General features: G+C 49.4%; 12 protein-coding genes. 5 read left to right on the forward strand and 7 right to left on the reverse strand.

What is annotated here, in order from left to right; translation table 11 throughout:
- Positions 1–55: 55 nt before the first annotated feature.
- Positions 56–703 (reverse strand): GTP cyclohydrolase II, encoded by a 648-nt coding sequence (ribA, locus tag BTA35_RS09725; RefSeq protein ID WP_078319609.1) that lies wholly within the window; start codon positions 701–703, stop codon positions 56–58.
- A 254-nt stretch (positions 704–957) separates the two neighbouring features.
- Between ribA and hemE the strand changes: the two genes are divergently transcribed.
- Entirely contained in the window at positions 958–2,022 is a 1,065-nt protein-coding gene (hemE, locus tag BTA35_RS09730; protein ID WP_078319610.1) for a uroporphyrinogen decarboxylase, read from the forward strand.
- Positions 2,023–2,098: 76 nt separating this feature from the next.
- Entirely contained in the window at positions 2,099–2,470 is a 372-nt protein-coding gene (locus tag BTA35_RS09735) for a hypothetical protein (protein WP_078319611.1), read from the forward strand.
- Positions 2,471–2,559: 89 nt separating this feature from the next.
- On the opposite strand, the gene BTA35_RS09740 is transcribed toward BTA35_RS09735, so the two are convergent.
- The 3 genes from BTA35_RS09740 to BTA35_RS09750 form a co-directional block, all read right to left on the reverse strand.
- Positions 2,560–3,147: a peroxidase-related enzyme gene (locus BTA35_RS09740; RefSeq protein WP_078319612.1), complete on the reverse strand. Its 588-nt coding sequence runs from the start codon at positions 3,145–3,147 to the stop codon at positions 2,560–2,562.
- A gap of 151 nt (positions 3,148–3,298) precedes the next feature.
- On the reverse strand, positions 3,299–3,934 hold the full coding sequence (locus BTA35_RS09745; protein ID WP_160054984.1) for an acyloxyacyl hydrolase: 636 nt from the start codon (positions 3,932–3,934) through the stop codon (positions 3,299–3,301).
- Between the two features lie 91 nt (positions 3,935–4,025).
- Positions 4,026–5,297 carry an O-acetylhomoserine aminocarboxypropyltransferase/cysteine synthase family protein gene (locus tag BTA35_RS09750; protein WP_078319614.1) on the reverse strand — a complete coding sequence of 424 codons (1,272 nt, stop codon included), beginning with the start codon at positions 5,295–5,297 and terminating at the stop codon, positions 4,026–4,028.
- 294 nt (positions 5,298–5,591) lie between these two features.
- On the opposite strand from BTA35_RS09750, the gene radA reads away from it, so the two are divergent.
- The gene (radA, locus tag BTA35_RS09755) at positions 5,592–6,965 is read left to right on the forward strand and encodes a DNA repair protein RadA (protein WP_078319615.1); all 1,374 of its coding nucleotides are present in this window, start codon (positions 5,592–5,594) and stop codon (positions 6,963–6,965) included.
- Between the two features lie 105 nt (positions 6,966–7,070).
- Here radA and BTA35_RS17900 read toward each other — a convergent pair whose 3' ends face one another.
- From BTA35_RS17900 to BTA35_RS09765, 3 genes are read right to left on the reverse strand one after another with little or no spacing between them, the layout of a single operon-like run.
- A complete protein-coding gene (locus BTA35_RS17900) occupies positions 7,071–7,208 on the reverse strand; it encodes a hypothetical protein (protein WP_160054987.1) in 138 nt (45 codons plus the stop codon).
- Entirely contained in the window at positions 7,208–8,323 is a 1,116-nt protein-coding gene (gene cydB / locus BTA35_RS09760; protein ID WP_078319616.1) for a cytochrome d ubiquinol oxidase subunit II, read from the reverse strand. The genes BTA35_RS17900 and cydB overlap by 1 nt, the downstream gene beginning before the upstream one ends.
- A complete protein-coding gene (locus BTA35_RS09765; protein WP_078319617.1) occupies positions 8,323–9,744 on the reverse strand; it encodes a cytochrome ubiquinol oxidase subunit I in 1,422 nt (473 codons plus the stop codon). The genes cydB and BTA35_RS09765 overlap by 1 nt, the downstream gene beginning before the upstream one ends.
- A 374-nt stretch (positions 9,745–10,118) precedes the next feature.
- Here BTA35_RS09765 and BTA35_RS09770 point away from each other — a divergent pair, with 374 nt between their 5' ends.
- Both BTA35_RS09770 and BTA35_RS09775 read left to right on the forward strand, forming a co-directional pair.
- Positions 10,119–12,056, forward strand: coding sequence for a sensor histidine kinase (locus BTA35_RS09770; RefSeq protein WP_274378424.1), 1,938 nt, complete (start codon positions 10,119–10,121; stop codon positions 12,054–12,056).
- Positions 12,056–13,459, forward strand: a complete 1,404-nt coding sequence (locus BTA35_RS09775) for a sigma-54-dependent transcriptional regulator (protein ID WP_078319618.1) — start codon at positions 12,056–12,058, stop codon at positions 13,457–13,459. Before BTA35_RS09770 ends, BTA35_RS09775 begins: the two co-directional genes overlap by 1 nt.
- The last annotated feature ends 29 nt before the right edge of the window (positions 13,460–13,488 follow it).

The raw sequence follows: 13,488 nt of genomic DNA on the forward strand, positions 1-13,488 counted from the left end.
TAAAAAAGGATGCTCGCGGGCATCCTTTTTTATTATACGCTAACAAGCCTGATGTCTAATGATCTGCGGGCTTAGTGCGATTAATATCCACATCCTCTGCCTGAGTAAAACTATCCAGATCCATCATATGGCCAAGCTTACCCGCCTTCGTTGCCAGATAACCTTCATTGTGTGGATTCATGCCGGTCTGAATCGCAACCCGCTCAGACACCTCAACACCATAATCAGCCAACGCTTTCACTTTTCTGGGGTTATTTGTCATCAGGCGAACCTTTTCAACACCCAGATGAGCCAGCATCGGCTGACACATACTGTATTCACGCATATCAGCACCAAAGCCCAGTTGCTCATTAGCCTCAACGGTATCAGCACCTGCATCCTGAAGGTGATAAGCCCGAATCTTATTCAGCAGCCCAATGCCTCGTCCCTCCTGACGCAGATACAGCAGCACACCGCGTCCTTCGGCGGCAATGCGCTTGAGCGCTTCCTGTAGCTGATAGCCACAATCGCAGCGCATACTGAACAGTGCATCACCTGTCAGGCACTCCGAGTGGACACGGGCCAGCACCGGTAAGCCGTCAGAAAAATCTCCCATGGCCAGCGCCACATGGTCTTTTCCGGTTTCCGGGCCTTCAAAGCCGTGCATAGAAAATACTCCCCACGGGGTGGGCAGCTTGGAGGATGCGATAAATGTTACGGACACGGTTCACCTCTACCGGATATCAGAAGGGCAACTATTCTAGCAGCGAGTTGACATTTGTCATCCTTTCAACAGCTTAAAACAGTGTTAACCCAAAACTCGACTTAAGTGCTATTACACAGATTTACCTGCAGGAAGTTTGACTTTTATGCTAGCGGGTCGCCCTGTCTCCGGTACAATAGACACAAATACTCCGGCAGCGGAAATTCAGCTTTCCTGCGAGCCGATCTCATACGTCTAAACCGGTTTACGAGATCATGACTGAACTGAAAAACGATCGTTTCCTCCGCGCTCTGCAACGCCAACCTGTCGATGTGACCCCTGTCTGGATGATGCGCCAGGCTGGCCGCTATTTGCCAGAATATAAAGCAACCCGCGCACAAGCCGGCAGCTTTATGGATCTTTGCCGCAATGCCGACCTGGCCTGTGAAGTCACGATCCAACCTTTAGAACGCTTCGACCTGGATGCAGCGATTCTCTTTTCCGATATTCTGACCATTCCCGATGCGATGGATCTGGGTTTGTACTTTGAAGAAGGCGAAGGCCCTAAATTCAAAAAAACCGTCCGTACTCAGGCTGACGTCGACGCACTGCCAATCCCTGATCCGAATAAAGATCTGGGTTATGTGATGAATGCGGTAAAAACCATTCGCCACGAACTAAACGGCCGTGTACCTCTGATTGGTTTCTCGGGGAGCCCCTGGACTCTGGCAACCTATATGGTTGAGGGCGGATCCAGCAAAGAGTTCCGCCATATCAAGGGCATGCTATATGGTCAGCCAGATACGCTACACCAGCTACTGGATAAACTGGCGGAGTCCGTAACCAGCTACCTGAATGCTCAGATTCTGGCCGGTGCCCAGGCAGTACAGATCTTTGATACTTGGGGCGGTGCGTTGAGCACACCCGCGTATCTGGAGTTCTCACTGAAATACATGGAGCAGATCGTACACGGCCTGATCCGTGAGCATGAGGGTCGCAAGATTCCGGTTATTCTGTTCACTAAGAATGGTGGCCAGTGGATTGAGCATATTGCAGCGGCGGGTGCCGATGCGATCGGTCTGGACTGGACCACAGAGATAGGGGCAGCCCGTGCCCGCACTAAAGGCCGTGTTGCCCTGCAGGGAAATATGGACCCGAATGTACTGTTTGGTTCTCCTGCCGGTATCAAGGCTGAAGTTGCCCGTATTCTGGACAGCTACGGTTATGGCAATGGCCATATTTTCAATCTGGGCCATGGCATCAACCAGTTTGCCAATCCTGAGCACGCAAAAGTATTTGTTGATGCGGTACATGAGTTAAGCGCACGCTACCATCAATAGATAGGCTACCCTTGTGTCGACAGGGCTCTGGTGGCTTTCTGTTTTCAATCCGGGACAGATCCGGTAAGGACGTTAAATGGGCACAGATACACGTTCACAATCAACGCCACATCAGGATCTGCAACCAAAGCAGGACCACGCTTCCCCGTGCGCTCCAGAGTTACAGTTACAGCTGGAGACACGGGAACGCCTGGTTCGTCTTGAAGAAGAAAACCGCCATCTGCGGGAGAAAGTCACCGATCTGAACGACAAACACAAGCACCTGCGTTGCGACCTTGATGAGAAACACACAATCAGCCAGCAACAGCTCAGTGACAGAGCAGGCAAGCTCAGTAGCCGGATTGATACCTTAAGCCGCAGGCTTGATCGCCTGTTCGGCTTCTGGATGATATCCACCATGCTGCTGATGCTATTTGTCGTCGCGGTCATGTTCAGAGCCGGGCACTGATCACGCACTCATCAGGCAAATGCTGATATCGAAAAAGCCGCGGATTATCGCGGCTTTTCCGGTTTATAGCGAAATAACAGCGTGCATGATTACTGTTCTTTCGGGATACGCCCCATCAGGTAAAACTCAGGATTTGGCGGTGTGTTGGTCAGACTGACCAGACGATTCGACAGGCCAAAGAAACCGGTAATAGAACCAATATCCCATATATCATCCTGGCTGAACCCTACAGACTGCAGCTTCTGTTCCCAGTCATCATTCAGCTCACCCACATCCTGTGAAATATAAAGCGCAAAATCCAGCATCACCCTTTCCCGTTCACTGATATCTGCCGTTTTATGGTTAATGGCCACCTGATCGGCCACCAGTGGATTCTTACTATAGATCCGCAAAATCGCACCATGGGCCACAACACAATAGAGACACTGGTTACGGGAGCTGGTCGCCACTACAATCATCTCTTTTTCCGATGGCGTCAGGGTATCAGATTCCCGTTCCATCAAAGCATCGTGATAATCAAAAAATGCACGGGCTTCCAGTGGCCGATGTGCCAACATCAGAAACACATTCGGTACAAAACCTGCTTTTTCCTGCACAGACAAAATGCGTTCTTTCAGGTCATCCGGCAGATGATCAATAGTTTCAGGGACAGGGAAGCGACTTAGAAACTGAGCCATATACTACTCCTTACTCATAATTGAGTTTTATTGTTATCACATCATTACGCCTGCTCATTTCTCAGGCCATACTTATATTTGTATGACAAATAGCTTAATCAAGCTGATGCTGATAAACAAGTCAAAGAATGACTCAAGGGTCAAAAGCCCGTTAGCGGTCGCTCTGCTGATAGTTATAACTGATAATAAAGCGATAAAAATTGATGCCACTGTTATCGCGATACATATAGTTATTTGAGTAGTGACGCACCCCAAAGTCCCACTGCCACCGGGGTGAAAAGTATCCCCCAACACCTGTGTACTCAGTAAACTGAAGGCTTCCGCCCAAGCGCTTTTCCCCGATCACATCATTGGCCAGAAAGCTAAGCCCCAATGACGTATCAACGTAGCTTATCCACTTACCATCAGCAAAATTCCAACGAAATCCCTGAATCAGATCCACAGTGTTGTTTGATGAATCATGGGATAACTTTTCACCCTCCAGCTGCCACATTGTGTAGCTGAACTGCTTATAGCTACTTAGCCATAAATCGTCAGAGAACCGGTAACCCATCTCCTGGTTCCAGCGCAGAGTGATCTCATTGGAAATAACATCATCAGACGGGCCGGTGCCAATAGCGAACGCATCGGCACCGGCAACGTTAGACGCCGCAACAGCACCAATCCAAACAGGAATCCCTAAACGCCAGACAGACGACGGAGGCTCAGCTGCAACGGAAAATTTTGTCGCAAGGGTAAAACAGATCAGCAACAAAAGCTGCTTTAACACTTTGAAGGTACGAAGCATGAGGAATAGACCATCGGTTTGCCATCTGAAAATATTCGTCATGCTAATAAAAATGGGGGCTTAATGCCCCCACTTTTATTGATCGCATCAATCAGGCAACGGTCTTAAGGGCCTGATCCAGATCCGCCAGCAGATCATCAATATGCTCAATACCTATCGACAAGCGCACCATATCGGCAGAAACACCCGCCGACAGCAGCTCTTCATCGTTCAGCTGGCGGTGTGTCGTAGCAGCAGGGATAGCCGCACAACTTTTCGCATCACCGATATTCACCAAACGTAAAATCAGCTGCAGGGCATCATAGAATTTGGCTCCCGCCTCGCGGCCACCCTTAATGCCAAAGCTCAGAATACCGGAGGCTTTGCCCCCCATATATTTTTCAGCCAGTGCATTATCTTTATGATCCGCAAGACCGGCGTATTTCACCCAGCTAACCTGGTCATGATTCCGCAGGAACTCAGCCACTTTCTGAGTATTGTCACAGATACGTTCAACCCGTAAAGCAAGCGTTTCCAATCCCTGCAAAAGATTCCATGCACTTTGAGCAGAAAGCGCAGCACCCATGTTACGCAGCGGCACGACACGGGCACGGGCGATAAAGGCCGCTTCCCCTACATCCCGGGTATAGCTGACGCCGTGGTAGGAAACATCCGGCTCATTCAATAGTGGGAAGCGGTCTGCATGCTCCGCCCAGGGGAATTTACCGGAATCAACAATAACACCACCCAATGTCGTGCCGTGACCGCCGATATATTTTGTCGCCGAATGAACAACAATATCCGCGCCATGCTCAATGGGCCGCCAAAGGAAAGGCGTAGCAACAGTATTATCCACGATAACCGGCAAACCGTGTTTATGGGCGATCTCCGCTAGTTTGGCGATATCAACAACCCCTCCGGAAGGGTTGCCAATAGACTCACAATAAACCCCACGGGTCTTATCATCGATCAGAGCTTCAATACCTGCGAAGTCATCTTTATCGGCAAAACGTACTTCAATACCCTGACGAGGCAGCGTGTGAGCAAACAGATTATAAGTACCGCCATACAGCTCGCTGATAGAAACAATGTTATCGCCGGTGGATGCAATGGTCTGAATCGCATAAGTGATTGCCGCCATACCTGAACTAACGGCCAGTGCAGCGATACCACCCTCTAGCGCTGCAACACGCTGCTCCAGCACATCACAGGTCGGATTCATAATGCGGGTGTAAATATTACCCTGCACCTTCAGGTCAAACAGGTCTGCCGCATGCTGAGCACTGTCAAAGGAAAAAGAGGTTGTCTGGTGAATCGGCACAGCCACTGCATTTTGGTTATCAGCAGTATAGCCATGGTGAAGAGCGATGGTTTCACGTTTCATAGGGTCGTTAGCTCCGTCCGTTTTATAATTTACTCTCTGTTTTTATATGCCTATACGGCACGAAAAACAAGACACTTATAGCCTAAAGGAATTAGAAATCGTCATTAAATCCGTATTTCTTCTCTTATTTCCATTGCAGCTATTAAAAAATCCGTTATCAGGCAGCCTATCCAAAGTCTGACTATTGGTACACCCCGTCCGCCCTGATAAATATCTGAGAGCATCTACAACCTGCTCAATATACTGTATATTTGAACACATATTAAAAGCGGGATCGTCAAAAAAGGCATCACCATGGCAAAAGCAAAAACCGGTTTTGTTTGCATTGATTGCGGTGCGGACTACCAAAAGTGGCAGGGGCAATGCGGGAAGTGCGGGCAATGGAACACCGTACAAGAGGTTCGCCTTGGCAGCGCATCAGGCCGAAAATCAGCAGCGCCAGCCAGCAGAAGCGGCTACGCCGGAGCCGCAGATGGTCAAATCCAGGACCTTTCAGAGGTCAACCTGCAGGAGCTACCACGCTTCAGCAGTACCATCAGCGAGTTCGACCGGGTTCTGGGTGGTGGTATGGTTCCCGGATCGGCGATTTTGATCGGCGGTCACCCCGGTGCAGGTAAATCAACGCTACTACTGCAGGTGCTATGTCAGCTCTCCCAACAGATGCCCACCCTCTATATTACCGGCGAAGAATCCCTGCAGCAGATTGCTATGCGGGCCCAGCGCCTTAACCTGCCGGTTCAGGGGCTTAAAATGCTACCGGAAACCAGCGTGGAAGCCATCTTAAATACCGCAGAGCAGATGAAACCGAAAATTCTGGTTGTTGACTCCATTCAGGTGGTGCATCTGGATGATATTCAATCTGCCCCCGGTAGTGTTAGTCAGGTCAGAGAGTGCGCCGCCGCCCTGACCCGTTTTGCCAAGCAGACCGGCACCGTTTTACTCTTGGTGGGGCATGTGACGAAAGACGGCTCGTTGGCGGGGCCTAAAGTTCTGGAACATATGATTGATGCATCCTTACTTCTGGAGGGCTCAGAAGATAGCCGTTTCCGAACTCTAAGGGGCCAGAAAAACCGCTTTGGCGCGGTAAATGAACTGGGTGTTTTTGCCATGCTGGAAAATGGCCTCAAAGAAGTTAAAAACCCCAGTTCGATCTTCCTGAGCAGAGAGGAAGAAGAAGCTCCGGGCAGTGTGGTTATGGTGATATGGGAAGGCACACGTCCTCTCCTGGTCGAAATTCAGGCCTTGGTGGATGAGTCTCATATGGCAAATCCACGCCGCATCAGTGTGGGTCTCGATACCAATCGAATGGCGATGTTATTAGCGGTACTTAACAAGCATGGCGGCTTATTTACCGGTGATCAGGATGTATTTGTTAACGTTGTTGGCGGGGTTAAAGTACTGGAAACCAGTGCTGATTTAGCGCTGTTATTAGCGGTAGTTTCCAGCCTGCGTAATCAGCCGCTCCCCCATGATCTGGTCATTTTTGGTGAAGTTGGCTTATCCGGTGAAATTCGGCCTGTTCCCAGTGGCCAGGAGCGCATTCGGGAAGCGGCAAAGCATGGCTTTAAACGGGCGATTGTACCCAGAGCTAATAAGCCCAAAGCCGCCATTGAAGGCATGGAGGTCATCGGCGTCACCAAGTTATCAGAGGCCTTAGAGGCGCTTTAATTGATTCACCGTGGCCGTAAGATACGCCTAACCTCCCAAAGCTGGGCATCCAGCTTTGGGGGCTTTTTTATTCACTTTTTAAAAACGGACCGGTTCAAAACGATACTAAGGCAAGCCTGTCATCAACAGCTTAATGCCGTAGGACACCGAAAGCACAGCGGCAAAGCCTCCAAGGTAGAGCAGGAGGAACCATTGCCATGATTTGAGCTTAGCCATTTTAATTTTAAGGCCTTTCAATAGCATCAGTACCCCTCCTGATAATCTTCCACTTTCCCCGCAAATACGCGATAGCCCCAGAAGGTGTAAGCGCAAATCAGCGGGACAAAAATACAGACACCGGGTAATAAGAAAAGCAAACTACTATCAGGCGATGCAGCGTCCATAAAGGTCAGTTGTCTTGGTAGCAGGTAAGGGAAAAGTCCCACCACCAGCCCAGCAAAGCCCAGTAAAAAGATTAGTGTAACAGCCCAGAATGGGCGGCTTTCGTAACGGCTAGGATCCACTGCCTGTACACCGGCAACCTCTGTACTATCAAAAGTATGGCTCTCAGCAACAGTATGGCTCCCAGCAAAAGTACGGCTCTCAGCAACAGTATGGTTCTCAGCGGCACGGCCAGCATGCAGGTATTTCCACGCAAAAGCAGCGGCGATACAGGTCAAAATGGGCAGTGGCGACAACCATAAAAAGTTGTAGCCAGAGAACCAACGCTCACGAATCTCCACCTGACTCACCACCGTCCACAGACTAACCGCAACCATCGCCAGCAGCGTTATGACGAGCAGGCGCACGCCTAACTTAGCCGCATGTTTCTGAATACTGCCACGGCTTTTCATATAGAGATAACAAGCCGCTAATAGGGCGTAACCCGCCATAACCGAAAAGCCGGTCAAAACAGAAAATGGTGTCAGCCAATGCAAACTAGACATGCTGTTTATACCCGCCGGAACCCCTTGAACCAAAGAGCCAAGTAACATGCCCTGGCAAAAGGCGGCAATGGCAGAACCTGCGCTAAAGGCTAAATCCCAATAGGGTCGAGAGGTATCCGACTTAAAGCGGTACTCAAACGCCACCCCGCGAAAAATAAGGGCGAACAGCATCAGCATAATTGGCAGATAAAAAGTTGATGTAATTTCCGCATAGGCCACAGGGAATGCGGCAAACAAAATCACACCGCCGAATACCAGCCATGTTTCATTGCCATCCCAGACATGGGAGATAGAGCGCATTAAATGGTCACGTTCACCGGCCTCACCAAACCACGGATAAAGTATGCCAATACCGAGGTCAAAACCATCGAGTAATACGTACATAAAGATGGCAAAACCTAACAGAAGAAAATAGAACAGAGCCAGATCCATTATTTATCTCCTTGCTGATGACCAGATTGATCGCTGTTTAAATTTTTCACCCAGGCAAGGGCATACCCCGGCGCGTTCATACCTATCATTTGCCGTTCTAACTCATCCATGCCCGGCGGCCCTTTCTTAATCAGCTTGCGCATAAAGTAGAGGTAAACCCCCAGCAATAAGGTGTAGATAATGACAAACATAATAAAGGTAAAGAGCACCCGCTCAGCCGGTAGCGGCGATACGATGTCAGCGGTGCGCACAAGGTTATAAACGATCCAGGGTTGGCGTCCCACTTCAACAACATACCACCCCGCTAATACCGCAATAACACCGGTGGGCGTAAATAGAGCAACCAACGCAAGAAAGGGTTTATTCTCAAACAGACGATCTTTTCGGCGTAATAGCAGAGCCCATAGCGCAATACCGATCATGCCAACGCCAATACCGACCATGACACGGAATGACCAAAAGACGAGGGGAACATTGGGCCGATCTTCCGGTGGAGCCGCTTTCAGACCTTCTACGGCACCATCCCAGGAGTGCGTCAGAATAAGGCTGCCAAGGCCAGGAATACCCACCTCATAATCGTTTGATTCGGTTTCCATATTTGGCAGGGCAAAGAGCAACAAAGGCACATTTTCTTCTTCAGCAGGCCAAATACCTTCCATCGCAGCAAGTTTCGTCGGCTGATACTCTTTCACCGTCAAACCATGCAGATCACCAACCCATGCCTGTAATGGCGTTAAAACCAAGGCGAACCACATGCACATGGACAGGCCTTTTTTGGCTAAAGGGATATTCTTCTTTTTCAACAGATAATAAGCACTGACACCCGCCACAACAAAAGTAGCGGTAATCAAGGACGCCATCACCATGTGGGTCAATCGGTAGGGCATAGAAGGGTTAAAGATCACCGCCATCCAGCTTTCGACTTCAAATCTGCCTTCGATGATTTTGTAACCTGCCGGTGTTTGCATCCAGGAGTTTGCAGCGATAATCCAAAAGGCTGAAAACCAGGTTCCCACCATGACAACGACCGTAGAGAAAAAGTGCAGTTTACGGCCAACGCGCTGCCAACCAAATAACATAACACCAAGAAATCCCGCCTCCATAAAGAAAGCGGTTAACACCTCATAGGCCATAAGTGGGCCTAATACGGCCCCCGTAATCTCAGAAAATTTGGAGAAGTTAGTACCAAATTCATATGACAGGACAATGCCGGATACGACCCCCATACCAAAAGTGATCGCGAAGGGCTTGATCCAGAATTTGGCCAACTGCAGATAGTAGGGGTTATGGGTTTTAAGCCATAGCCCCTCCCAGATAGCGATTAAGGTCGCTAAACCAATGGTGATACTGGGAAAGATAATGTGGAAGCTTACCGTAAAGGCAAACTGAAGCCGGGATAAAAGGGCGACATCAAGTTCCATAGTCATTCCAATAAGAAAAGTAGTGAAAAATCGAAAAGATTAAGACGCTTTATTTATCGTCATAACACGGACTTGTTGAATCGCCAGAGGAAGAAGCGCAAAACCCACAATGCCAAAAAGCGCGATGACTTCAGTCATAAAAAAACCAGTATTCATAATGCATGCTCCACTAATAGATAAAAGCTTGAGTTAAATCAAAAAACTTACATATCTATGAGCAATCACCAGGCCAAGTTTTTAGCATCTATATCTTGTTGATTTAAAAGGGGAAATTTTAATTTTTGCGCCAACTGTCAAATAAGTTTACGCTTTCTTTGTCTTCAGGTGTAAACAAGGGTTACAGTTTGGCACTCTCATTGATATTCGAAATAGCCATGTTGGTGTCCAGCGTATGCGGATGTTTAGTGGCAACCTGGTTACTATGGCGTGCCCGTAAGCAGGGTGATCTTCAGGCTCTGGCAGGCTTCGCCATCATGATGGCGATCTGGTGTTTTGGCCATGTCCTGTTATTTCACGGCTATGAACAAGCTGGAATTTACATCATTCTGGCAAACCCTCTGATGCCGACATTTTTCCTGCATTTTGCGATCTGTTTTGTCAGCTCTGATGCCGAAAAAGAACCGATGCTGGACCATTTGCACCAGGCGGTTCCCTGGCTTTATGCCACCAGCGTTGCTGTAGTGCTGCAAAGTTGGTGGGTTGGCGCAGGAGATACCATCAACACCCTGGATACCCGCTCGGTCTTTATTTTTACCGATGCCGGCTCATGGAACTTAGCCTATACAGTCTTGATTGGCATCTTAGCTCACGGTGTTTTGTTGTTTGGTTGGCGTCGCCATTCGGGCAATAAAAAGCGCTCTATTCTCGCTATGTTTGGGGTGGGTGCCTGGGGGCTATTACTGGCTACCAGCTTTGTTTTCCCCTCCTTTGGAATCAGCTGGTTTCCGTACCCGATGCTGCTTCTGCCAACCTATTTACTACTCTTAGTTTACGCAGTAGTACGCTATAAAATCCTTTCGGTAAACGCCTTTGCCAACAGGGCGTTGCTCTGGGTTGCGATGATGCTGGTGATTCTCTGCCTGATTGCCGTGATCAGCGTCATATCCGGGCGAGTGGGATTGCAGGCCTTAGCCGATGTACCGGGCTGGCAGCTATGGCTCTATTCACTACTGATGCTGGTGACGTCCGCCTTGATTTACCAGCCCTTAAACCGGCTTATCTCACGGATTATTTACCCCGGCGCAGTATTAAATGAAGCCGTTTTAGATGCCTGGTCCAGCCAGCTAAAAGAAGCCCGGGACTGGCAACAGCTAATCGCCATTGGCGAACGTTCTCTTTCCTCTCAAATTAGGCAAGATGTCGATATAAAGCTGGAGACCGCCGAAGAGCACCTCAGCAGCAGTGAAGGTCAGGGGCTGGCGTTGCGTGTTTTTCGGTCACATTCTGGCTGGCATTTCTTACTGCTCGGCTGGGAGGATGCCAGCCCCGGAATGCGGCTAACCGCAGAGGTTTTCGGTTCTTTATTTTCCACCAGCTGTGGCTTACTGGAGCATTCTTTGGCGCTGGCCGCTGCAGAACGGAAACGGCTGGATGAGCAGCATCTTGTCGAACTCGGTAGCCTGTCAGCGGCCATGGCCCACGAATTACGTAACCCACTGAATATTATCGCCATGGCAGCTTACGAGACGCCACCGGAAACACGTCAGCATATTCAGACTCAGTTACAACGTGCGGATAGGCTGGTCAGCGATATGCTGGTGTACTCTGGCGGCTTAGAACTGCAGATCAGCATGACACCACTAAAAACCTTGATTGCCAGTGTTCTGGCACAAGCTCAACTGGAAAGTGTTTCTTATGAACTGAATGTCGATGACGCCATTGAACTAGAAGCAGACCCTCAACGACTTCAGCAAGCTTTTATCAATTTAATCGACAATGCCGTCGCTTTTTTACGCGGCCAGTCTGACGGCCAATTGCTTATCGAAGCTCAGGTTAAGGCAAACACCGAAACAGATATCGAAGGCCCTGCAGTCGTGATTCAGGTACATAATAATGGGCCAGAGATCGACAGGAGCTTACAGGGTGATTCACTATTCCAGCCCTTTGTCACCAAGCGAGCCGGTGGCACCGGGCTGGGACTGGCCATCGTGCGCCGTATTGTGGATGCCCACGGCGGCCTCATTCAATGCCATGCCGATACAGCCTGGCCGGTAACATTTCAGCTTACGCTGCCGCTTTTTCAATCTGACCACCTGATTCAAGGTGACATGCGACGCGTTAAAAACGACATTCAAGGCACAGGGAAACACTGATGACACAGCATAAAATATTACTGGTCGATGATGAGCCTGCTTTTCGTGAGCTGGCAAGTCGCTGGTTGGTTGATCAGGGTTATCACGTGACAACCGCGGGCAGTTTAGATGCAGCACGGGATACGCTAATCACGTTTGATGCAGACCTGGTTCTGCTGGATCTGTCTATGCCGCCCCATTTTGACCCTCAAATCACCTTAGCCGCTATGGCTGACTTTGAGGGTCGCCCTGTGATTATCATTACCGGCCACGCCGATCGTGATTTAGCCCTAAAAGCCGTAGCCCTTGGTGCATGGGACTTTATCGCCAAGCCCATTGACCCTGATATGTTAGCGGTTGTTGTCCGCAGAGCCATTACCAAAACCACATTAGAGCGGGAACTGAATCAGCTTAAACAAGCCAGCGAACAACCCAAGGGTGCTGCGTCTTATATAGGGCACTCTGCCAGCGCGCAGAAAATACGCGCACTGATCGAGCGTATTGCTCCCACTGATGTTCGCGTTTTGGTTACCGGCCCCTCAGGAACAGGCAAAGAGGTTATTTCAAGGGGGCTGCATGACCTTAGTCACCGGTCAGCTAAACCATTTATTTCGGTACACTGTGGCGCTATCCCGGAAGATCTTCTGGAAAGCGAATTATTCGGCTACAGCAAGGGCGCATTTACTGGAGCAGATAAAGACAAAGCAGGCTTACTCTCCTTATCGGATGGCGGCACGCTGTTTCTGGATGAAATTGGCGAGATGCCCCTGGCGATGCAGGTAAAACTCTTACGCGTATTACAGGAAGGGACATTTTTCCCCGTTGGCGGCCGCGAACAGAAACATATTGATGTACGGGTTATTTCTGCAACAAATGCGGATCTGCTGGAGAAAGTAAGAGATGGTAGCTTCCGGGAAGATTTGTACTACCGCATCAAGGGCGTCAACATTGAAACGCAACCCCTTGCGGAACGGTTAGAAGATGTTCCTGTTCTGCTGCAAGCCTTCTTATCCCTTTTGCAAAACAGGCAGGCCAGACAACATAAACAAGCCAAACAGCCACCCCCGAATCAATTACAGCTCAGCCCTGAAGCGATGCAGTGGTTTCGCGCCCAAACATGGCCGGGTAATGTACGGGAGCTGAAAAATACCCTTGAAAGCGTCGCTTCTATTTGCTCTGAAGGGCAGATCACACTGGAGGATATTCAGCTGTTATACCCGCATATTGGACAAGCAACGGAGCCATCACCAATATCCGACGCGCCTCTTTCATCAGCCACACTGGATGAGCAGGTCAAAGCGCTTGAAATTCGCCTTATCCATCAAGCCTTAGAAAAAAGCCAAGACAATCGAACCCAAGCCGCAAAACAGTTGGGTATTTCACGGCAGGGACTGCTTAAGAAAATAGAACGCTATGGGTTATAAGCTGATCAGGCAAGGAAGTTACAGGTCGG

It is taken from the genome of Oceanospirillum linum (assembly GCF_001995095.2).
GTDB lineage: Bacteria > Pseudomonadota > Gammaproteobacteria > Pseudomonadales > Halomonadaceae > Oceanospirillum > Oceanospirillum linum.

Coding starts and splice junctions, on each gene's coding strand:
- radA (WP_078319615.1), top strand. CDS start 5,592: ATGGCAAAAGCAAAAACCGGTTTTGTTTGCATTGATTGCGGTGCGGAC.
- hemE (WP_078319610.1), top strand. CDS start 958: ATGACTGAACTGAAAAACGATCGTTTCCTCCGCGCTCTGCAACGCCAA.
- BTA35_RS09775 (WP_078319618.1), top strand. CDS start 12,056: ATGACACAGCATAAAATATTACTGGTCGATGATGAGCCTGCTTTTCGT.
- BTA35_RS09770 (WP_274378424.1), top strand. CDS start 10,119: ATGTTGGTGTCCAGCGTATGCGGATGTTTAGTGGCAACCTGGTTACTA.
- BTA35_RS09735 (WP_078319611.1), top strand. CDS start 2,099: ATGGGCACAGATACACGTTCACAATCAACGCCACATCAGGATCTGCAA.
- BTA35_RS09765 (WP_078319617.1), bottom strand. CDS start 9,744: ATGGAACTTGATGTCGCCCTTTTATCCCGGCTTCAGTTTGCCTTTACG.
- BTA35_RS17900 (WP_160054987.1), bottom strand. CDS start 7,208: ATGCTATTGAAAGGCCTTAAAATTAAAATGGCTAAGCTCAAATCATGG.
- BTA35_RS09750 (WP_078319614.1), bottom strand. CDS start 5,297: ATGAAACGTGAAACCATCGCTCTTCACCATGGCTATACTGCTGATAAC.
- BTA35_RS09745 (WP_160054984.1), bottom strand. CDS start 3,934: ATGCTTCGTACCTTCAAAGTGTTAAAGCAGCTTTTGTTGCTGATCTGT.
- cydB (WP_078319616.1), bottom strand. CDS start 8,323: ATGGATCTGGCTCTGTTCTATTTTCTTCTGTTAGGTTTTGCCATCTTT.
- BTA35_RS09740 (WP_078319612.1), bottom strand. CDS start 3,147: ATGGCTCAGTTTCTAAGTCGCTTCCCTGTCCCTGAAACTATTGATCAT.